The organism is Streptococcus sp. HMSC072D05 (assembly GCF_001815805.1).
Classification (GTDB): Bacteria; Bacillota; Bacilli; order Lactobacillales; family Streptococcaceae; genus Streptococcus.
This window is the reverse complement of the sequence record NZ_KV821982.1, coordinates 175,756-196,713: the sequence shown is the minus strand read 5'-3', so window position 1 is coordinate 196,713 and position 20,958 is coordinate 175,756. Positions and strand designations below refer to the sequence as shown.

Genomic DNA, 20,958 nt, shown 5'->3' with positions numbered 1-20,958 from the left:
TTTTTTCAACCAAGTCTTGATAGTGTTGGTCAATCAAAGCTTCTGAAACTGCTGAACGTAACTCTAATTTTTCGAGTTTGAAACCTCGTTGTTCCATTCTTTGCAGAATTTCGCCAACCAGCCCTCTTTTCACACCATCTGGCTTAATGATAAAGAATGTTTGTTCCATACGGACACCTCCTTGGCATTTTAGTTCTTCTATTCTACCATACTTTATGAAAAAGTGGGAAAATTTTCTGAAATAAAGCAAAGAGAACCCAAAGGTTCTCTTGTTTGCTTTTATTCTACTGTTTCTTCAACTTGGATTTCCACAACTTCCTCTACAGGAGCAAGTTCTGCCTCTTCTTGTTCTGGAGCCAGATATTCTGCTTCATTGATAGCTTGTGGTTCAAGGTTACGGTAGCGAGCCATACCAGTACCTGCTGGGATGATCTTACCGATGATAACATTTTCCTTGAGTCCAAGGAGATGATCTTTCTTACCACGGATGGCTGCGTCTGTAAGGACACGAGTTGTTTCCTGGAAGGAAGCCGCTGACAAGAAACTGTTGGTTTCAAGTGAGGCTTTGGTGATTCCCATAAGAACTGGGCGACCAGTCGCTGGAACTCCACCTGCGATAAGAACATCCTTGTTGGCATCTGTAAAGTCGTTGATGTCCATGAGAGTACCCATAAGAAGATCTGTGTCACCTGGATCCATGACACGAACTTTACGGATCATTTGACGAACCATTACCTCGATGTGTTTGTCACCGATTTCTACCCCTTGGCTACGGTAAACTTTTTGTACTTCACCGAGAAGGTAAGTTTCAACTGACAAGACATCACGAACAGCAAGGAGACGTTTTGGTTGGATAGAACCTTCTGTCAATGCTGCACCGCGAGAGACTTGGTCTCCAACTTCGACACGCATACGTGCTGTAAATGGAACCACGTACTCACCTTCGCCAGTTTCACCCTTAACGAAGACTTTCTTAGTACGAGTTGACGCGTCTTCTTCGATAGCTGTAACTTGTCCTTTGACTTCTGTGATGACCGCTTCCCCTTTCGGATTGCGGGCTTCAAAGATTTCTTGGACACGAGGAAGACCCTGAGTGATATCGGTATTTGAGGCAACCCCACCCGTGTGGAAGGTACGCATTGTAAGCTGTGTACCAGGTTCCCCGATAGATTGGGCAGCGATTGTACCAACTGCTTCACCAACTTCAACCGCATCACCAGTCGCCAAGTTGATACCGTAACAGTGACGGCAGACACCATGACGAGTGTTACATGTAAATACAGAGCGGATAGTAACTTCTTCCACACCAGCATTAACAATTTCACGCGCCTTGTCTTCTGTAATCAACTCATTTGAACCAATGATCACTGCACCAGTTTCTGGGTGTTTAACAGTTTTCTTAGTGTAACGACCATTGAGGCGTTCTTCGAGAGACTCGATCATCTCTTTTCCTTCTGCGATAGAACGGATCAAGAGACCACGGTCTGTTCCACAGTCGTCCTCACGGATGATAACGTCTTGGGCAACGTCAACCAAACGACGAGTCAAGTAACCTGAGTCGGCTGTCTTAAGGGCCGTATCGGTCATACCTTTACGGGCACCGTGAGTTGAGAAGAACATTTCGAGTACTGACAAACCTTCGCGGAAGTTTGAAAGGATTGGCAATTCCATGATACGTCCGTTCGGAGCGGCCATCAGACCACGCATACCGGCAAGCTGTGAGAAGTTTGAGATGTTACCACGGGCTCCAGAGTCCATCATCATAACGATTGGATTCTTAGGATCTTGGTTGGCAACCAAACGTTTCTCCAATTTTTCACGGGCTGCACGCCATTCAGCTGTAACAGCGTTGTAGCGCTCGTCGTCTGTGATCATACCACGACGGAATTGTTTGGTGATTTGTTCTACACGTTTGTGTGATTCTTCGATGATTTCAGCCTTGTCTTCAACAACTGGGATATCGGCAATACCCACTGTCAAACCTGCAAGAGTTGAGTGGTGGTAACCGAGGTTCTTCATGCGGTCAAGTAGGGCAGAAGTTTCTGTCGTACGGAAACGTTTGAAGATTTCAGCGATGATATTCCCAAGATTTTTCTTCTTGAATGGAGGGTTGAGTTCAAGATTGCTGATTGCTTCCTTGATATCTCCACCTAGTGGCAAGAAGTATTTAGCTGGAACACCTTCTGTTAAGTTGGCATTTGTAGGTTCTTGCAAGTAAGGTAGACCCTCTGGCATGATGTCATTGAAGAGGATTTTACCAACCGTTGTCAGCAAGACCTTGTGTTTTTGCTCTTCAGTCCAAGGTTTATTGAGGCTATCTGTCGCGATACCAACACGTGAGTGGAGGTGAACATAACCATTACGGTAAGCCATAACAGCTTCATCACGGTCCTTGAAGACCATTCCTTCCCCTTCACGACCAGCTTCTTCCATGGTCAAGTAGTAGTTACCCAAAACCATGTCCTGAGATGGAGTAACAACTGGTTTACCATCTTTCGGGTTCAAGATATGCTCAGCAGCCAACATCAAGATACGAGCTTCTGCTTGAGCTTCTTCTGAAAGCGGTACGTGGATGGCCATTTGGTCCCCGTCAAAGTCGGCATTGTAGGCTTCACAGACAAGCGGGTGCAAGCGAAGGGCTTTACCGTCAATCAAGACTGGCTCGAAGGCTTGGATACCCAAACGGTGAAGGGTCGGTGCGCGGTTCAAAAGTACTGGGTGTTCTTTAATCACTTCTTCGAGGATATCCCAGATACGTTCGTCTCCACGTTCCACCAAGCGTTTAGCCGCTTTGACGTTCTGCACGATGTCGCGCGCAACGATTTCACGCATCACAAATGGTTTAAAGAGCTCAATCGCCATTTCACGTGGCACACCACATTGGTACATCTTAAGAGTTGGACCAACGGCGATAACGGAACGTCCTGAGAAGTCAACACGTTTACCGAGCAAGTTTTGACGGAAGCGCCCTTGTTTCCCTTTAAGCATGTGGCTCAATGATTTCAGTGGACGGCTACCTGGTCCTGTGATCGGACGACCACGACGACCATTATCAATCAAAGCGTCAACTGCTTCTTGAAGCATACGCTTCTCATTTTGAACGATGATACCTGGTGCATTCAACTCAAGCAAACGAGCCAAACGGTTGTTACGGTTGATGACACGGCGGTAAAGGTCGTTCAAGTCAGATGAGGCAAAGCGGCCACCATCCAACTGCAACATTGGACGAAGGTCTGGTGGAATAACTGGAAGGATGTTGAGAATCATCCATTCAGGTTTATTTCCAGACTTGTAAAAGGCATCCAAAACATCCAAACGACGGATGGCTTTGACACGTTTTTGTCCAGTAGCTGTTTTCAACTCTTCTTTGAGTTCGGCAATTTCTTTTTCAAGATCTACTTGTTTCAAGAGGTCTTGGATAGCTTCGGCACCCATTTTGGCAACGAATGATCCATAACCATACTCACGCAAGCGCTCACGGTATTCGCGCTCTGTCATGATAGACTTGTGCTCAAGTGGTGTATCCTTAGGATCAATCACCACATAAGCCGCAAAGTAGATAACTTCCTCGAGGGCACGAGGGCTCATATCAAGAGTCAAGCCCATACGGCTTGGAATCCCCTTGAAATACCAGATGTGAGATACAGGAGCTTTCAACTCGATGTGCCCCATACGCTCACGACGAACTTTCGTACGCGTTACTTCAACCCCACAGCGGTCACAAACAATCCCTCTGTAACGAATGCGTTTGTACTTCCCACAAGCACATTCCCAGTCTTTTGTAGGACCAAAGATGACTTCGTCAAAGAGTCCTTCACGTTCTGGTTTTAACGTACGGTAATTGATTGTTTCAGGTTTTTTGACTTCTCCATAAGACCATGAACGGACTTTGCTTGGAGAAGCTAGGGTGATTTGCATACTTTTAAAACGATTTACATCAACCACTATTTCTTCCCTTTCTATTCTAAGTGAACTGCTTATTCTTGTTCAGCAGCTTCTTCTGTTGCTTCCGCTTTTGTTGCTTTCTCAGCTTCTTCTGCTTCAAAGGCTGCTTTAGCCTCTTGGGCTGCTTTTTCGCGGGCTTTTTCAAGGTCATCTACGTGGATGACATCTTCGTCCATTCCTTCATCCAAGTCGCGAAGTTCCACTTCTTGGTCATCTTCGTCAAGGACACGCATGTCAAGACCAAGAGATTGCAATTCTTTGACAAGAACTCGGAAGGATTCTGGAACACCTGGTTTTGGAATTGGTTTTCCTTTTGTAATAGCTTCATAAGCTTTCAAACGTCCGTTGATATCGTCAGACTTGTAAGTCAAGATTTCTTGGAGAACATTTGACGCACCGTAGGCTTCAAGAGCCCAAACTTCCATCTCACCGAAACGTTGTCCACCAAACTGAGCTTTACCTCCGAGTGGTTGTTGGGTAACAGTTGAGTATGGTCCGACTGAACGCGCGTGCAATTTATCATCAACCATGTGGTGGAGTTTGATCATGTACATGACACCAACTGATACACGGTTGTCAAAAGGCTCACCTGTACGTCCATCGTAAAGGATTGTCTTAGCATCACTATCCATACCTGCTTCTTTAACAGTGTCCCAAAGGTCTTCAGAACTTGCTCCGTCAAAGACTGGTGTTGCGATGTGGATACCAAGAGTACGGGCTGCCATACCAAGGTGGAGTTCCATAACCTGACCGATATTCATACGTGATGGTACCCCAAGAGGGTTCAACATGATATCGACTGGAGTTCCGTCTGGAAGGTAAGGCATGTCTTCTACAGGGACGATACGAGAGACAACCCCTTTGTTTCCGTGACGTCCGGCCATCTTATCTCCGACCTTGATCTTACGTTTTTGAGCGATGTAGACACGAACCAGCATGTTAACACCTGATTGCAACTCATCTCCATTTGCACGCGTAAAGATCTTAACATCACGAACGACACCATCGGCACCGTGAGGTACACGAAGAGAAGTGTCACGCACTTCACGAGACTTGTCTCCGAAGATAGCGTGCAAGAGACGTTCTTCAGCTGAGAGATCTTTCTCACCCTTAGGTGTGACTTTACCTACAAGGATGTCCCCTTCTTTAACCTCGGCACCGATACGGATAATACCCATTTCGTCAAGGTCTTTAAGGGCATCTTCACCAACGTTTGGAATTTCACGAGTAATTTCTTCAGGTCCAAGCTTTGTATCGCGCGTTTCTGATTCATATTCTTCGAGGTGGACAGATGTGTAAACATCGTCTTTGACCAAGCGTTCGCTCATGATAACGGCATCCTCGAAGTTGTAACCTTCCCAAGTCATGTAGGCAACGATTGGGTTTTGTCCAAGCGCCATTTCCCCTTTTTCCATAGAAGGTCCGTCAGCGATAAAATCGCCTTTTTCAACAACATCGCCAACTTTAACGAGAGTGCGTTGGTTGTAGGCAGTACCTGAGTTTGAACGACGGAATTTTTGGATGTGGTAAACATCTAGTGAACCATCTTCACGACGAACTTCTACCTTGTCAGCATCTGCGTAAGTAACTTTACCTCCATACTGAGCAATAACAGCCGCTCCAGAATCATGAGCTGCTTGGTATTCCATACCAGTACCAACGTAAGGTGCTTTTGGATTAATCAATGGCACAGCCTGACGTTGCATGTTGGCACCCATGAGGGCTCGGTTGGAGTCATCGTTTTCCAAGAAAGGAATACATGCTGTCGCAACGGCAACTACCTGTTTTGGTGACACGTCCATGTAGTCAACCACTTCTGCTGGATACTCTTGGTTGACCCCTTGGTGACGTCCCATGACAACCTTCTCAGCAAAAGTACCGTCTTCGTTGAGGCGAGAGTTAGCCTGCGCTACAGTAAATTCATCTTCTTCATCGGCTGTCAACCAAACAATTTCGTTTGTGACTACACCTGTTTCACGATCAACCTTACGGTATGGTGTTTGAACAAATCCATACTTGTTCAAGTGACCATATGATGACAAGTTATTGATCAAACCGATGTTAGGTCCTTCAGGTGTCTCGATTGGACACATACGACCATAGTGAGTGTAGTGCACGTCACGAACTTCATATCCAGCACGGTCACGAGTCAAACCACCAGGTCCCAAGGCTGACAAACGGCGTTTGTGAGACAACTCAGAAAGCGGGTTGTGTTGGTCCATGAACTGTGACAACTGTGATGAACCAAAGAATTCTTTAACCGCAGCTGTGACAGGACGGATATTGATAATTTGTTGTGGTGTTAAAACTTCATTGTCCTGAACAGACATACGTTCACGGACATTACGTTCCATACGAGAAAGTCCAAGACGTACTTGGTTGGCAAGCAATTCACCAACTGCACGGATACGACGGTTTCCAAGGTGGTCGATATCATCCACACGTCCGATACCTTCTGCCAAGTTAAGGAAGTAGCTCATCTCTGCAAGGATATCCGCAGGAGTTACAACACGAACCTTGTCGTCTGGATTGGCATTTCCGATGATGGTTACAACACGGTCTGGGTCTGTTGGGGCAACAACTTTGAATTTTTGAAGGACAACCGGTTCTGTCAAAACAGCTGCATCGTTTGGAATATAAACAATTTTGTTCAAGTCGCCATCCAAGTGACTCTCGATACTTTCGATCACGCTACGAGTCATAACGGTACCCGCTTCTACCAAGATTTCACCAGTTTCAGGGTCTACCAATGGCTCCGCAATGGTTTGGTTGAGCAAGCGTGTTTTAACATTGAGTTTTTTATTGATCTTGTAACGACCAACAGCTGCCAAATCGTAGCGACGTGGGTCAAAGAAACGCGCTACAAGCAAGCTACGTGAGCTTTCAGCAGTCTTAGGCTCACCTGGACGAAGGCGTTCGTAAATTTCTTTCAAGGCTTCGTCTGTACGAGAGTCCATTGGATTCTTGTGAATATCTTTTTCAACGGTGTTGCGAACCAATTCGCTATCACCAAAGATATCAAAGATTTCATCATCACCTGAGAAACCAAGCGCACGAACTAAGGTCGTAAATGGAATCTTACGAGTACGATCGATACGAGTATAAGCGATGTCTTTTGAGTCGCTTTCAAGTTCCAACCAAGCTCCACGGTTAGGGATAACAGTTGAGCCGTATCCCACTTTACCGTTCTTGTCTACTTTGTCGTTAAAGTAAACACCTGGTGAGCGGACCAACTGAGAAACGATAATACGTTCACCACCATTGATGATGAAAGTACCCATTTCGGTCATGATTGGGAAATCACCAAAGAAGACTTCTTGGGTCTTGATTTCGCCTGTTTCTTTATTGATCAAGCGGAAGGTTACAAAAATTGGTGCTGAGTAGCTAGCATCGTGGATACGTGCTTCTTCGAGCGTGTATTTTGGTTCCTTGATTTCATAGCCAACAAATTCCAACTCCATTGTGTCTGTGAAGTTTGAAATTGGCAATACATCTTCAAAAACTTCCTTAAGACCGTGATCTAGGAAATCTTTGAATGAATCCGTTTGAATTTCAATCAAATTTGGTAAGTCAAGAACTTCTTTGATTCTTGAAAAACTACGACGGGTACGATGTTTCCCGTATTGAACGTCATGTCCTGCCAAGATGATTCTCCTTTGTAAATAAATTCCAAGCCTTGTCAATCAGGCTTTTCTAATCGTCATATGGTTTTAAAAACCCCTATCACCGTGTCCCTTTGACGAATTTTCAGAATCTTTAAATCTTTGTTACAAGCACTCAAAAACCTGAAAAAAAGCACAAAAAGAGCAGCTAAATCTGACTTTTCCAGAAGATTTAACTGCTGTGAGCCTTGTCTGGACAATATTTCAGACAAAACCTACGACAAATGATTACTCATATTATACCTTATTTAGCTAGATTTTTCAAGGTTTTTTTACTATTTTTTAAACAATCTTTTCCTATATATTATTTTAAAATTTCAAGAGAATGAAGCATTATATTTTCTCTTAAAATTTAGGAAAACGCTTGCACTAATGTTTACCTCGTGCTATACTGATAGGGAACAACTACACAAGGAGAATTGTGATGAAAAAGATCCCATCTCAAACTGAGAAAAAAATGATTTACGGTATCCGTTCCTTGAAGAACGGAACTGGTTCTGTCCTTATTGGTGCCAGCATTATCCTGCTTTCTGCTGCAATGCCAACTATTTCGGCTAACGAAAACCTTCCTCAAACTCAGGAAAATACCAGCGCTGTGACCAAGGCCCCTACTGAGACTGAAACGAGTCAAACTCAAAAGGAAACGCCTATTTCTGAACAAAAGAATGCAAACGCTTCCCTTGATTCTAAAAAGGAAGCTCCAGCTGCGGAAACTACTACAGCACTAGAAACACCTAAAACAGAAGATGCTAGCACAAGCCAGGCTAACAGCAAGGAAGAGAAAGTAGATGCTAGCACTTCAACGCCAACTTCAGATCAAAAACCACAAGCTGACACATCTTCTGAAGAACCCATCGCAGATAATCACTTCCGTATCCATGTAAAAAAACTCCCTGAAGAAAACAAAGATTCTCAAGGTCTTTGGACTTGGGACGATGTTGAAAAGCCGTCTGAAAACTGGCCCAATGGAGCCAAGTCCTTCAAGGATGCCAAGCAAGATGACTACGGCTATTACCTAGATGTCAAACTCAAAAATGAGCAAGCCAAGAAAGTCAGCTTCCTTATCAACAATACCAAGGGGGTTAACCTGACAGGGGACCGTTCTGTAGAGCGCCTCTCTCCAAAAATGAATGAGGCTTGGCTAGATGAAAACTACAAGGTACACAACTACCGTCCTCAGCCAGCAGGAACTGTCCGTGTCAACTATTACCGCACAGATGGCAACTATGACAAAAAATCTCTTTGGTATTGGGGCGATGTCAAAAACCCAAGCAGTGGAGAATGGCCTGACGGTACTGACTTTACCGCAACTGGAAAATATGGACGCTACATTGATATCCCACTCAATGAAGCTGCAAGAGAATTTGGATTTTTATTACTAGACGAAAGCAAGAAAGGCGATGATGTGAAAATCAGAAAAGAAGATTATAAATTCACTGATCTAAAAAATCACAGTCAGATTTTCCTCAAAGATGATGACGAAACCATCTACACCAACCCCTACTACGTTCACGATATCCGTATGACTGGTGCCCAACACGTGGCTAAATCTCGTATCGAAAGCAGTTTTTCTACCCTCGTTGGAGCTAAGAAAGACGATATCCTCAAACACTCCAGCATCACTGATTACCAAGGGAATAAAGTAGCTATCACAGACGTGGAAGTGGATGAGACAGGTAAAAAAGTGACCTACATCGGCGACTTCTCTGACACCCAACACCCGTACACTGTCAGCTACAATTCAGACCGCTTTACCACACGTTCAAGCTGGCGCCTCAAGGATGAGTCCTACAGTTACGATGGTCCACTCGGCGCAACTCTAAAAGAAGATGGCAAGCGTGTTGACCTCACCCTCTGGTCTCCAAGTGCTGATAAGGTTTCCGTTGTTGTCTATGACAAGAAAGACCCTGAAAAAGTAGTTGGAACTGTCGCCCTTGAAAAAGGAGAAAAAGGAACCTGGAAACAAACTCTGGATGCAAACTCTGGTCTCGGTATCAGCAACTACACTGGCTACTACTACCACTACCAAATCGAGCGCCAAGGTAAAACTGTCCTCGTTCTTGACCCTTATGCCAAATCATTAGCGGCTTGGAACAGTGACCTAGCAAAAACAGATGCCGCTCATAAGGTCGCTAAAGCTGCCTTTGTCGATCCAGCGAAGTTAGGTCCGCAAGACTTGACCTATGGAAAGATTCGTAACTTCAAATCACGTGAAGATGCCGTTATCTATGAAGCTCATGTACGTGACTTCACTTCGGATCCTGCCATCGCAAAAGACTTGACCAAGCCATTTGGTACCTTTGAAGCCTTTATCGAAAAACTGGACTATCTCAAAGACTTGGGTGTGACCCACATCCAGCTCCTTCCAGTCTTGTCTTACTACTTTGTCAATGAATTGAAAAACCATGAACGTTTGTCTGCCTACGCTTCAAGCAACAGCAACTACAACTGGGGATATGACCCTCAAAACTACTTCTCCTTGACTGGTATGTACTCAAGCAATCCTAAGGATCCAGAAAAACGTATTGCCGAATTCAAAAACCTCATCAACGAAATCCACAAACGTGGCATGGGTGCTATCCTGGACGTGGTCTACAACCATACTGCAAAGGTTGACATTTTTGAAGATATTGAGCCAAACTACTATCACTTTATGGATGCAGACGGAACTCCTCGTACCAGCTTCGGAGGCGGCCGTTTGGGAACTACCCACTACATGTCTAAACGTGTCTTGGTAGACTCTATCAAGTATTTGGTCGAAACCTACAAAGTAGATGGTTTCCGCTTTGATATGATGGGTGACCACGATGCGGCTTCTATTGAAGAAGCGTACAAGGCTGCACGCGCCCTCAATCCAAATCTTATCATGTTAGGTGAAGGCTGGAGAACCTATACTGGTGATGAAAATACGCCTGTACAACCTGCTGACCAGTCTTGGATGAAGAAAACTGATACTGTCGCTGTCTTTTCAGACGACATCCGTAACAACCTCAAGTCTGGTTATCCAAACGAAGGCCAACCTGCCTTTATCACAGGTGGAAAACGCGATATCAACACTATCTTCAAAAATCTCATTGCTCAACCAACTAACTTTGAAGCAGACAGTCCTGGAGATGTTGTCCAGTATATCGCAGCCCATGATAACTTGACCCTCTTTGACATTATTGCTCAGTCTATCAAAAAAGACCCAAGCAAGGCTGAAAACTACGCTGAGATCCATCGTCGTTTGCGACTTGGAAACCTCATGGTCTTGACTGCTCAAGGAACTCCGTTTATCCACTCTGGTCAGGAATACGGACGTACCAAACAATTCCTTGATCCAGCCTATAAGACTCCTGTTCCTGAAGATAAGGTTCCAAACAAGTCTCACTTGTTGCGTGACAAGGACGGCAAGCCTTTTGTCTATCCTTACTTTATCCATGACTCTTACGACTCTAGTGATGCTGTCAACAAGTTTGATTGGACCAAGGCAACAGATGGTAAAGTCTTCCCTGAAAATGTCAAGAGCCGTGACTACATGAAAGGTCTGATCGCCCTTCGTCAATCGACAGATGCCTTCCGACTCAAGAGTCTGCAAGACATCAAGGAGCGCGTCCGACTCATTACTGTTCCAGGACAAAATGGCGTTGAAAAAGAAGATGTGACCATCGGCTACCAAATCACTGCTCCAAACGGTGATGTCTACGCTGTCTTTGTCAATGCGGATGATAAGGCTCGCGAATTTACTCTAGGAACTGCATTTGCTCACTTGAGAAAAGCTGAAGTCCTGGCAGATGAAAATCAAGCCGGACCAGTAGGAATCGCTAAACCTCAAGGTCTCGAATGGACTGAAAAAGGCTTGAAATTGAACGCTCTCACTGCAGTTGTTCTCCGCTTGTCTCAAGGTGGTGCTATTGTCGCCCCAGCTGTGGAAGAAAAACCAGAATTTGATCTTTCTAGCTTGGAAGTTGAACCAGAACAAGGCCAAGCTCAAAACCTAGCAGCCAATCCTGAAACTCAAGAAACTGCTGCAGAGGCTCACTCTCAGAACCTCCTTCCAAACACAGGAACTGAGAGCAAATCCCTCCTTGCCCTTGCTGGATTCAGTATCTTTGCCCTTCTCGGACTTGGATGGTTGATGAAAAACAAGAAAGAGAACTGATAATCAATGAAAATCAAAGAGTAAACTAGGAAGTTAGCCACAGACTGCTCAAAACACAGCTTTGAGCTTGTAGATAAGGCGAAGCTGACCTGATTTAAAGAGATTTTCGAAGAGTATAACCTAGCCCTCCTATAGAAAAACACCCTATGATTAGAAGAATCTTCTAGTCATGGGGTGTTGTTTTTATGATACACTTAGCTATCAAATCATATATTCTACACTATAGCTAGCGTCTGATAAGATACGAGCCAGGAACTGCTTGGTTCGTTCTTCTTGTGGACGACTAAAGAAATCGTGGGGATTGTTCTCCTCTACGATACGGCCTCCATCCATGAAAATAACGTGGTTGGCGACATCTCTAGCAAATCCCATCTCATGCGTGACGACCACCATGGTCACACCTTCTCCCGCCAACTGTTTCAGAACATCCAAAACATCTCCAACCAACTCAGGGTCTAGTGCTGATGTTGGTTCATCTAGCAAAATGACCTCGGGTTTGACGGCAATAGCACGCGCAATTCCTATTCGTTGTTGTTGCCCTCCAGATAGTTGTGAAGGGTAGTAGTCTTTGTAGGCCAGTAAACCAACTTTTTCCAAGGCAGATTCTGCACGTTTGAGCGCTTCTTCCTTGGGAACTTTACGAGCCACTATTAGGCCTTCTAGAATATTTTCCAGAGCAGTTTTGTTTGCAAAGAGATTGTAGTGTTGGAAAACAAAGGCTGTTTTTTGGCGAATTTCTAGAATGTCTTTCTTGCTCAATTTGGATAAGTCATAGGTCTTTCCTGCCAAGGTCAAACGGCCACTGTCAGCTTTTTCTAAGTGATTAAGACAACGGAGAAAGGTCGTTTTCCCCGAACCTGATGGTCCTAAAATAACGACGACATCCCCTTGGTTAACCTGAAGATTGACATCCTCCAAGACCTGCCTCTCACCAAATGTTTTTGCGATATGTTCTACTTGTAACATCCTGTCCTCCTATACGAAACGCGCGCTAGATGCTTTTGCTCTCTTTTCTTTTTTCACATAGCCTTTCTCCAGTAGGGAGAAGCCCCACTGAATCAAACCACAGATCAAAATATACTGCAAAAAGATCACAAAATAAGACTCAAAATACTGGTAACCGTAGGACGCTTCTACACGAGCAATAGCGGTGATGTCCTTGATAGTCATAACAAAGACCAGGGAGGTCCCTTTGACGATATTGATCACCAGATTGGCCAAGTTAGGCAAGGCTGAGCGCAAGGCTTGAGGAAAAACAATCCTTAGATAGGCCTGGGTCGTAGTCAAGCCAATCGCATGCGCTGCCTCTAGTTGTCCCTTGTCCACCGTCAAGATGGCTGAACGCAAAATCTCCGATAAACTCCCGACTGTCATCAAACTATAAATGATAAAGGCATAATAGAGAGGATCAAGCTTGAAAATATCAAAGTCACTTCCTATGCTTTTGAGAAATTGATTCAGCAGGCTTGGAAACAAACTATAAAAGAAGAGAATCAATAAAATCGGAGGAGTCGCTCGGATAAAGGCCAGATAGACCAGAGAAAAACTCCTCACACCTCGAACCTTGTAAATCTGCCCCAAGGCTAAAAATAGAGCCGGTAAAAAGCTTAAGACCATAGCCACAATCATGATAATCAAGGTGATTGGCACACCCTTCAAGGTCTCCAGAAAGGTCTTTACAATATAGTCTATATCCATTTCTTACCTCCCTTTTGTTTCCAAAGACTTCTCAAGCAAACGACTCAAGCTAGAAATAACCAAGGCAATCCCCCAGTAAAGAAGCGCAACTGCCGTATAGGTTTCCAGAGAGTAGTTCCCTAAATTGCGACTAATCAAGAGATTGCCTGCCCCCATAACATCAACAAAACCAATCGTATAAGCCAAGGCAGCATCCCGCATGAGATTGAGAATAGCGGTCGTTATATTGGGAAGAGCAACTTGAAAAGCTTGAGGAAAAATGATTCTCCAAAAAGTCTGACTTGGAGTCAAACCAATACTAAGCCCGGCCTCTGTCTGCCCCTTTGGAATAGCTTGATAGGCCGCCTTGAAAACCTCGGCAACAACAGCCGCAAACAAGAGAATCATCGTCAGGAGAACAAAAATAGTTTTAGACCAGTTGTTGATATCCAAACCAAGCCACCATTTCAGAAATTCTGGCAAGCCATAAAAGACTAGAAAAAGCAAGACAATCGGCGGTGTACAACGAAGGGTGAAAATATAGCCTTTGGAAATCGCTGCAAAACTCTTGTCTTCTCCTACTTGTGCCCAGGCCAAGAGACCTCCAAAAAGGGAACCAAGAAGAGTGGTAAAAAAGAGAATGGACAAGGTCATAGGAAGCGCCTGCCATAAGGTCGGTAAAAACTGAAAGACCTTGGAAAAATCATAAGAAACCATGCAAAACCCTTTCTAGTCTTGGAATTTCTGGTCTAGTCTTTGTCTACGTAACTAAAGACATCTTCTTTAAAGTATTGCTGAGATAGCTTAGCAAGCGTGCCATCTTCCTTCAACTCTTTGATTGCTTTTTCATATTCTTTAGCGAATTTCTCACCCTTTTCATCACGGTGAATCAAGGGATAAGTTGGAATACCCTTGTATGGGAACCAGCTGAGTTTATCCGCATATTGGTGGTAAGGGCCATCTTCTGCGGTAACTGCTTTTTCAAAGGACAGTTTGATATCAAAGAAGGCGTCATAACGTCCTTCTAAGACCCAGGCATAGGCATCTGCCACTTTAAAGGATTCAGCTGCTGTTAGCTCAATCGGTGCATCCTGATGTTTTTCATTGTAGCTGGTGATAACATTCCATTGAGCATTCTGTGGAGAGATGGGAACCAATTTCCCTTTATTCTTAGCAAAGTCATCAATGGTTTTGTATTTCTGTTCATCTTCTTTTCTGACAGTAAATCCGATGATGCTCGCTCCGACTGGTTCAGATGGAATGACAAACTTTTTAGCTCGTTCATCTGTGTACCAAGCTCCCTTGGTTCCGATGTCATACTTACCTGATTCCAGACCAATCAAGAGGTCGTCATCACTGGTACCCGTATATTCAAATTGATAGTTTGCCAACTTCTCATCAACAGCCTTCAAAACAGCTACTTCATAACCATCTGATTCCCCTTTTTCATTGACAAAATCATATGGAACATAGTTTTGTGTATGGGCAACCTTCAAGGTTATGACTTCAGCAGACGAAGCCGTTTCTCCCTCCTTGGCTGGAGCGCCAGCTAAACTTCTCCCGATAATCGTTGCCCCAATTACTGCAACAACTGCTACACCACCGATAATCCATGCTTTTTTACTCATTTTTTCTCCTTTAGTTTTCAAGCGCTTCTCTCACCCACTGGATACGTTCAACTGCGATATCACTTGGAATGGTACAATCTGCCCCAAGTACCAAGCCCTGTTCCCCAGCTTCTGCAACTAGTTTCTTTGCCTCAGCCTGAATGGCATCCTTGCTACCAGTATACAGTAAGCCCGTCTTGCCATTTTCGAATCCTCCAAGAACCGTACGTCCCTTGAAAATCTCACGACCTTCCTTGAGAGTGATTCCCTCTGGTCCTACAGCCCAGTTAAAGACTTGGGCTGGATAGTCTGCAAAAAGGTGAATATCATTTCGCGCCCCCTCGTAGCCACAGATATGAAGAACTGTGACGCCACCAACAGCACTAGCTGCTTCCAGAACCGTTATCTCGCTAGGGGCAATGACGGCTTGATACTCTGCTGCCGACACTCGTTGATCTTGGATGCTTTGCACGCTGAGGTAGATTCCATCAGCACCAGCCTCTTCGATGATAGCTCGACTGAGACTAGCAATATCCTCTGCAATCACATCCAACACCTTTTTAAGAGCTTTAGGATCTTCCACCAAAAAATCAGCAATGAGATCATCCCCACCAGACACTTCCCCCAGTAGCCACTTGAGATAGGTCACAGGAGCAAAAATATTGTAAATCGCAACGATATCTTCTGTAAACTCTTGCTTGATTTTCTGAACCAAGTCAACCTGCTCTTTTATCCAAGCGTGCTCTGATCCGAGTGGTTGAATGGTCGCCAATTCTTGAAGTGATTTTCCTTTGGCAATCGCTGGATTTGGATAAGCAAAGTAGCCATCACTCATGAGTTTGATAAAGTCTGGCTGAACTTCTCGGATAAAGCGCTTATGGCCCTCAATATTCTTCTCGATAATGGCTGGATTTGAGAATCCGTGTAGCCATTCGTCTTCGGATGTGAAATGGTGCCAAAAGCTAACTGGCACACGATCAACCTTTTCACCTCTAAATGCTTTTAAAACCCATTCTCTTTTTTCTGACATTCTTATTCTCCATTTCTTACTTTTCCAACTAATAAACTGCTTGCGATATCATTCGAGCGTAGAAAGGGAAGACTGGACTTGGAAAAATCCTGAACTCCACGACATCTCTCTCCATTTTTACAATGCCCATTTTTTACGACGCTTATGGCAACCAAAGCCAGCAAACCGACAACTGCAATGAAGATGCCCCATCTTTTACTTTTCATAGCTCCTCCTTTTAGAGAACAGCTGCCTGCCGAATCCAGTCCAACCTCTCTAAGTCAAAGTCATCTGGAACAGTACAGTCAGCTCCCAGAAGAACGCCTTTACTACCAGCTTCAGCCAGCAACCGTCTTGTTTCATTTTGCAATTCCGCCTTGGAACCTTGATAAAGCAAGCTTTTCTTGCCATTTTCAAATCCACCTAAAACGGCCTTGCCTCGAAACAACTCCTGACCCTGTGTCAAACTAACCTCCTCATGATGAGTCGCCCAGTTGACCACTTGAGCTGGATAGTCCTTAAATATCGTCACATCATTGCTCGCACCTTCAAAACCACAGATATGGAGGATATTGGTCCCACCAACCTGATTGGCTGCTTCCAAAATCGCTATATTGCTCGGTTCGATATAGGTTTGGTAGAGTGATGGTGTGATGCGCTCATCTTGAATTTCCTGGGTACTGAGGTAAATCCCGTCAACACCGCCTTGCTGGATGATTTTCTGAGTTAGGATAGCAATATCTCCTGCAATCACATCTAGAATCGCTCTGAATTGCTCAGGATTTTCAAGCAATAGATCAGCCACTTCCCTATCTCCTCGAGAAGTTTCTGTACGGAACCAGCGCTTGAGGTATGAGATAGGCGAAAAGATATTGTAGAAAGAAGCAATCTCTTCGGTAAAGGTCTCTCGAATCGCTTGTACCACTTCCACCTGTTGCTGAATCCATGGGTGTTCCTCACCAATCGACTCAATAGAAGTCAGCTCCTGAATGCTTGCGATCTTAGGACTATAGACATTACTTGGATAAAGAAAAAAACCGTCGCTCATAATTTTGACAAAATCAGGGCGAATCCTTTCCACATAGTTGCGATGCCCATCAACACTTTTTTGAAAGATACGTGGATTGTTTAATCCCTGCTCCTTTTCTTCGAGTGTTACAAAATGAAACCAAAATCCCACAGGAACTCTTTCCACTTCATCGCCTCGAATCGCTCTAAAGACTAGCTCTCTTTTACTCGCCATACCTTTCTCCTTCCATTTGGATTGAAACCATCTTACCACTCCTTTTCCCCTTTTCCCAATATATATTGACTATCAACTCGATTGGAAATTTTTATATCTATAAAGAAAAAAATCCCTAAAAAGCTTGATGTTACTAGCCTTTCAAAGATTCACTTTATTTTCATCTATTTTCCAAAAAGAAGCTGATATAGATTTTCTATCAAGCCGATTGAATTTTTTTATATCCATCTTCATTCCCAAATTAAGTACATAATTTTATCCTAATACCAAATTACTACTGAAAAATTTCTTTTCTCTCGGTATTTCCTTGCACAAATCCCATGAAAACGCTACAATATTAATAGACTATTATTAGGAGGATGGGATTATGAAAATATCCAAAGTTACCATTACAATTGCTTCTACACTTACTTCCGTCATTTTACTGACTGGCTGTGGTACAAATTCGGCAAATTCACAGACAACACAAAGTAGTACATCTGATAATCAGGTTACAATGACCTATGATCAGTTGCGTTCAAGAGAAAATACTATGTCAACTCTTTGGTATCAAAAAGCAGCTGAAACCAAGGCACTCTATCTACAAGGTTACAATGTCGCTACTGATCGTTTGAAAGAACTACTAAAAACACAGACAGATAAACCCTACTCTATCGTTTTGGACTTGGACGAAACTGTATTAGACAATAGCCCTTATCAAGCGCAAAATGTCAAAGACGGAACAGCATTTACCCCAGAAAACTGGGATGTCTGGGTAAAAAAAGCCGCAGCCAAGGCTGTACCAGGTGCTAAAGACTTTCTCCAATTTGCAGACCAAAACGGTGTCCAAATTTACTATGTATCTGACCGCACGATAGATCAGGTAGATGATACGATCAAAAACCTAGAAAACGAAGGAATTCCTGTACAAAGCCGCGATCATCTCATGTTCTTAGAAAAAGGCGTCAAATCTAAAGAAGGTCGTAGACAAGCAGTCCAAGAAAAAACCAACTTAGTCATGCTACTAGGAGACAATCTTGTGGACTTTGCAGAGTTTTCAAAGACCTCTGAAACTGAGCGCAACCAAAAATTAGAGGAATTACAAAAAGAGTTTGGTGAGAAATTCATCATTTTCCCTAACCCAATGTACGGATCATGGGAAAGCACTGTTTACAATGGTAATAAATTGGATGCCAAGGGTCAAACTGAAGAGCGACAAAAAAACTTACAAGGTTTTGATAAATAAAATAAGAGAGCTATCTACCAGTTTACACCAACCACAAGATATCGTATTTGTGAGAATATCAAAAAAGACGATTTCCAAGCGGAAATCGTCTTTTTTACTATTTTATCTTGTACTTGGTATAAACTAGTATATATTCCACTAGATAGTATGCTCTATCACTTGTACCACTTCCACCTGTTGCTGAATCCATGGGTGTTCCTCACCAATCGACTCAACTGATTGAATTTTTTTATAACCCCTCTTTCATGGCAAAGTATGCTCGTACTTTTGGAGCCACTTGTGTGCCGAAGAGTTCAATAGCTCTCAAAACTTGATCATGTGGCATAGAACCAAGCGGTAGATGGAGCATGAAACGGTCCAAGTCTAAATCCTCAATCATGCGAATCAATTTTTCTGCCACCTGATCTGGATTGCCCACAAACATGGCACCATTTGGTCCAACTTGCTCCAAATATTGCTCATAGGTCAACTCCTGCCAGTGCGGACGGTCCTTGGAAATTGCATCCATCACTTGCTTGGTCGGATGGAAATAATCTTTGACAGCCTGCTCGCCATCTTCCGAAATCCAGCCCCAAGAATGAGCACCCACTTTCAGGTCTTTCTCCGCATGACCGGCTTCCCTACCAATCTCACGATAAGCTTGAATCAGCTTTTTAAAATAACGTGGATTGCCACCGATAATGGCATAGACAATCGGCAACCCCGCCTGAGCAATCTTCACTGTTGACTCTACATGACCTCCTGTCGCCACCCACAATGGCAATTTGTCCTGAACAGGACGAGGATAGACTTCTTTTCCAGCGATGCTTTGAGTCAATTGTCCCTGCCAGTTCACTTTGGTGCTTTCATTTGCCAGCTGAAGCAGGTCTAACTTTTCATCAAAAAGAGCTTCATAGTCTTTCAAGTCATAGCCAAACAGAGGGAAGGATTCAGTAAATGAACCACGACCTGCCATAATCTCTGCCCGTCCATTTGACAAGGCATCGATGGTAGCATATTGTTGGAACAAGCGAATCGGATCCATACTCGAGAGAATGCTGACCGAACTAGTCAAACGAATCTTTTTGGTATTGACTGCCCCAGCTGCAAGAATAATCTCTGGCGCCGATACCGCAAAGTCCTCCCGATGATGCTCCCCAATCCCGTACACATCCAAACCAACCTTATCAGCCAGCTCAATTTCTGCCACCAACTGACGAATGCGTTCATCATGACTGTAAATCTGCCCAGTCGCTTCCAGAGCGGTTGTTTCACCAAATGTTGAAATTCCTAATTCTACCATACTGTTTCCTCGCTATCTCTTTTAGTTTTTAGAGTATTTTATCACTAATTAGTTTTACTTTCAATGGATTTGCTCATTAGAAAAAGCCTAGATGAACTAGACTTTCTTGGTTTATTCTACTGTTACTGACTTAGCAAGGTTACGTGGTTTGTCCACATCGAGTCCACGGTGGAGGGTTGCAAAGTAAGCGACCAATTGCGTTGGTACGACCATTGAGATTGGTGAGAGGTAAGGGTGGACAGTCGTAAGAACGATATCATCTGTCTCTTTGGCAACATTTTCTTCTGCGATTGTAAGTACCTTAGCACCACGGGCTGCGACCTCCTGGATATTTCCACGAGTGTGGTTAGCAAGGACTGGATCTGACAAGAGGGCCAAGACAGGTGTCCCCTCTTCAATCAAGGCAATGGTTCCGTGCTTGAGTTCTCCTGCCGCAAAGCCTTCACATTGGATGTAAGAAATCTCTTTGAGTTTGAGACTGGCTTCCATGGCTACATAGTAGTCTTGACCACGTCCAATGTAAAAAGCGTTGCGAGTTGTTTCAAGAAGCTCTCGAACCTTGGCATCAATGTTTTCTTTCTCAGAAAGAGTTGATTCGATAGACTGAGCTACGATTGACAACTCATGAACCAGGTCAAAGGCTTGCGCTTTGGCATTGCCGTTTGCTTCTCCAACTGCTTTTGCAAGGAAGGCAAGGGCTGCGATTTGTGCCGTATAGGCCTTTGTTGATGCTACGGCAATTTCAGGACCCGCGTGAAGAAGCATGGTATGGTTGGCTTCACGTGAAAGAGTTGAACCTGGCACGTTTGTCACTGTCAAACTCGGAATTCCCATTTCATTAGCCTTAACCAAAACCTGACGGCTGTCAGCTGTTTCACCAGACTGGCTGATAAAGATGAAGAGCGGTTTCTTGCTGAGAAGTGGCATACCGTAGCCCCACTCAGATGAGATTCCAAGTTCTACTGGTGTATCTGTCAATTCTTCCAACATCTTCTTAGAAGCAAATCCTGCGTGGTACGATGTTCCAGCTGCAAGGATATAGATGCGGTCTGCATCTTGAACAGCCTTGATGATAGCTGGATCTACGACAACTTGACCTGCCTCATCCGTGTAGGCTTGGATGAGTTTACGCATAACCGTTGGTTGCTCGTCGATTTCCTTGAGCAT

Annotated in this window: 14 protein-coding genes; 2 read left to right on the top strand and 12 right to left on the bottom strand. The window is 44.1% G+C overall.

Translation table 11 applies throughout. From position 1 onward, the window contains the following. From HMPREF3057_RS00955 to rpoB, 3 genes are all read right to left on the bottom strand, one after another. The coding region (locus tag HMPREF3057_RS00955) for a nucleoside-diphosphate kinase (protein WP_306806721.1) at positions 1 to 169 on the bottom strand (169 nt) is incomplete at its 3' end. 110 nt (positions 170 to 279) lie between these two features. Continuing rightward, positions 280 to 3,945 carry a DNA-directed RNA polymerase subunit beta' gene (gene rpoC / locus HMPREF3057_RS00950; protein ID WP_070696024.1) on the bottom strand — a complete coding sequence of 1,222 codons (3,666 nt, stop codon included), beginning with the start codon at positions 3,943 to 3,945 and terminating at the stop codon, positions 280 to 282. A 32-nt stretch (positions 3,946 to 3,977) separates the two neighbouring features. Then, positions 3,978 to 7,589 (bottom strand): DNA-directed RNA polymerase subunit beta, encoded by a 3,612-nt coding sequence (rpoB, locus tag HMPREF3057_RS00945; RefSeq protein WP_070696022.1) that lies wholly within the window; start codon positions 7,587 to 7,589, stop codon positions 3,978 to 3,980. Positions 7,590 to 8,031: 442 nt separating this feature from the next. On the opposite strand from rpoB, the gene HMPREF3057_RS00940 reads away from it, so the two are divergent. Further along, the gene (locus HMPREF3057_RS00940; protein ID WP_070696020.1) at positions 8,032 to 11,748 is read left to right on the top strand and encodes a pullulanase; all 3,717 of its coding nucleotides are present in this window, start codon (positions 8,032 to 8,034) and stop codon (positions 11,746 to 11,748) included. A gap of 201 nt (positions 11,749 to 11,949) precedes the next feature. On the opposite strand, the gene HMPREF3057_RS00930 is transcribed toward HMPREF3057_RS00940, so the two are convergent. From HMPREF3057_RS00930 to HMPREF3057_RS00900, 7 genes are read right to left on the bottom strand one after another with little or no spacing between them, the layout of a single operon-like run. Next, the gene (locus HMPREF3057_RS00930) at positions 11,950 to 12,714 is read right to left on the bottom strand and encodes an amino acid ABC transporter ATP-binding protein (protein WP_000942256.1); all 765 of its coding nucleotides are present in this window, start codon (positions 12,712 to 12,714) and stop codon (positions 11,950 to 11,952) included. A 9-nt stretch (positions 12,715 to 12,723) separates the two neighbouring features. Then, complete coding sequence (locus HMPREF3057_RS00925; RefSeq protein ID WP_042768837.1) at positions 12,724 to 13,446, bottom strand: amino acid ABC transporter permease; 723 nt, start codon at positions 13,444 to 13,446, stop codon at positions 12,724 to 12,726. 3 nt (positions 13,447 to 13,449) lie between these two features. Further along, positions 13,450 to 14,142: an amino acid ABC transporter permease gene (locus HMPREF3057_RS00920; protein WP_049519199.1), complete on the bottom strand. Its 693-nt coding sequence runs from the start codon at positions 14,140 to 14,142 to the stop codon at positions 13,450 to 13,452. A 32-nt stretch (positions 14,143 to 14,174) separates the two neighbouring features. Further along, a complete protein-coding gene (locus HMPREF3057_RS00915) occupies positions 14,175 to 15,053 on the bottom strand; it encodes a transporter substrate-binding domain-containing protein (protein WP_000037003.1) in 879 nt (292 codons plus the stop codon). A gap of 10 nt (positions 15,054 to 15,063) precedes the next feature. Beyond that, positions 15,064 to 16,062 carry a uroporphyrinogen decarboxylase family protein gene (locus HMPREF3057_RS00910; RefSeq protein WP_070696018.1) on the bottom strand — a complete coding sequence of 333 codons (999 nt, stop codon included), beginning with the start codon at positions 16,060 to 16,062 and terminating at the stop codon, positions 15,064 to 15,066. A 2-nt stretch (positions 16,063 to 16,064) separates the two neighbouring features. Then, positions 16,065 to 16,268 (bottom strand): hypothetical protein, encoded by a 204-nt coding sequence (locus HMPREF3057_RS00905; protein WP_049519201.1) that lies wholly within the window; start codon positions 16,266 to 16,268, stop codon positions 16,065 to 16,067. 11 nt (positions 16,269 to 16,279) lie between these two features. After that, positions 16,280 to 17,284 (bottom strand): uroporphyrinogen decarboxylase family protein, encoded by a 1,005-nt coding sequence (locus HMPREF3057_RS00900; protein WP_049519202.1) that lies wholly within the window; start codon positions 17,282 to 17,284, stop codon positions 16,280 to 16,282. Positions 17,285 to 17,651: 367 nt separating this feature from the next. On the opposite strand from HMPREF3057_RS00900, the gene HMPREF3057_RS00895 reads away from it, so the two are divergent. Further along, positions 17,652 to 18,509 carry a 5'-nucleotidase, lipoprotein e(P4) family gene (locus HMPREF3057_RS00895; protein ID WP_000703388.1) on the top strand — a complete coding sequence of 286 codons (858 nt, stop codon included), beginning with the start codon at positions 17,652 to 17,654 and terminating at the stop codon, positions 18,507 to 18,509. Positions 18,510 to 18,738: 229 nt separating this feature from the next. On the opposite strand, the gene HMPREF3057_RS00890 is transcribed toward HMPREF3057_RS00895, so the two are convergent. Together HMPREF3057_RS00890 and HMPREF3057_RS00885 are read right to left on the bottom strand one after the other, a co-directional pair. Continuing rightward, complete coding sequence (locus HMPREF3057_RS00890; RefSeq protein ID WP_070696016.1) at positions 18,739 to 19,791, bottom strand: LLM class flavin-dependent oxidoreductase; 1,053 nt, start codon at positions 19,789 to 19,791, stop codon at positions 18,739 to 18,741. Positions 19,792 to 19,902: 111 nt separating this feature from the next. Beyond that, a partial coding sequence (locus HMPREF3057_RS00885; protein ID WP_142350325.1) for an isomerizing glutamine--fructose-6-phosphate transaminase occupies positions 19,903 to 20,958 on the bottom strand: 1,056 nt, incomplete at its 5' end.

Bases quoted from the DNA above. Each gene is read 5' to 3' on its own strand.
- HMPREF3057_RS00920 (WP_049519199.1), bottom strand. From the start codon at position 14,142: ATGGTTTCTTATGATTTTTCCAAGGTCTTTCAGTTTTTACCGACCTTA.
- HMPREF3057_RS00940 (WP_070696020.1), top strand. From the start codon at position 8,032: ATGAAAAAGATCCCATCTCAAACTGAGAAAAAAATGATTTACGGTATC.
- HMPREF3057_RS00910 (WP_070696018.1), bottom strand. From the start codon at position 16,062: ATGTCAGAAAAAAGAGAATGGGTTTTAAAAGCATTTAGAGGTGAAAAG.
- HMPREF3057_RS00905 (WP_049519201.1), bottom strand. From the start codon at position 16,268: ATGAAAAGTAAAAGATGGGGCATCTTCATTGCAGTTGTCGGTTTGCTG.
- HMPREF3057_RS00900 (WP_049519202.1), bottom strand. From the start codon at position 17,284: ATGGCGAGTAAAAGAGAGCTAGTCTTTAGAGCGATTCGAGGCGATGAA.
- HMPREF3057_RS00890 (WP_070696016.1), bottom strand. From the start codon at position 19,791: ATGGTAGAATTAGGAATTTCAACATTTGGTGAAACAACCGCTCTGGAA.
- HMPREF3057_RS00925 (WP_042768837.1), bottom strand. From the start codon at position 13,446: ATGGATATAGACTATATTGTAAAGACCTTTCTGGAGACCTTGAAGGGT.
- HMPREF3057_RS00895 (WP_000703388.1), top strand. From the start codon at position 17,652: ATGAAAATATCCAAAGTTACCATTACAATTGCTTCTACACTTACTTCC.
- HMPREF3057_RS00915 (WP_000037003.1), bottom strand. From the start codon at position 15,053: ATGAGTAAAAAAGCATGGATTATCGGTGGTGTAGCAGTTGTTGCAGTA.
- HMPREF3057_RS00930 (WP_000942256.1), bottom strand. From the start codon at position 12,714: ATGTTACAAGTAGAACATATCGCAAAAACATTTGGTGAGAGGCAGGTC.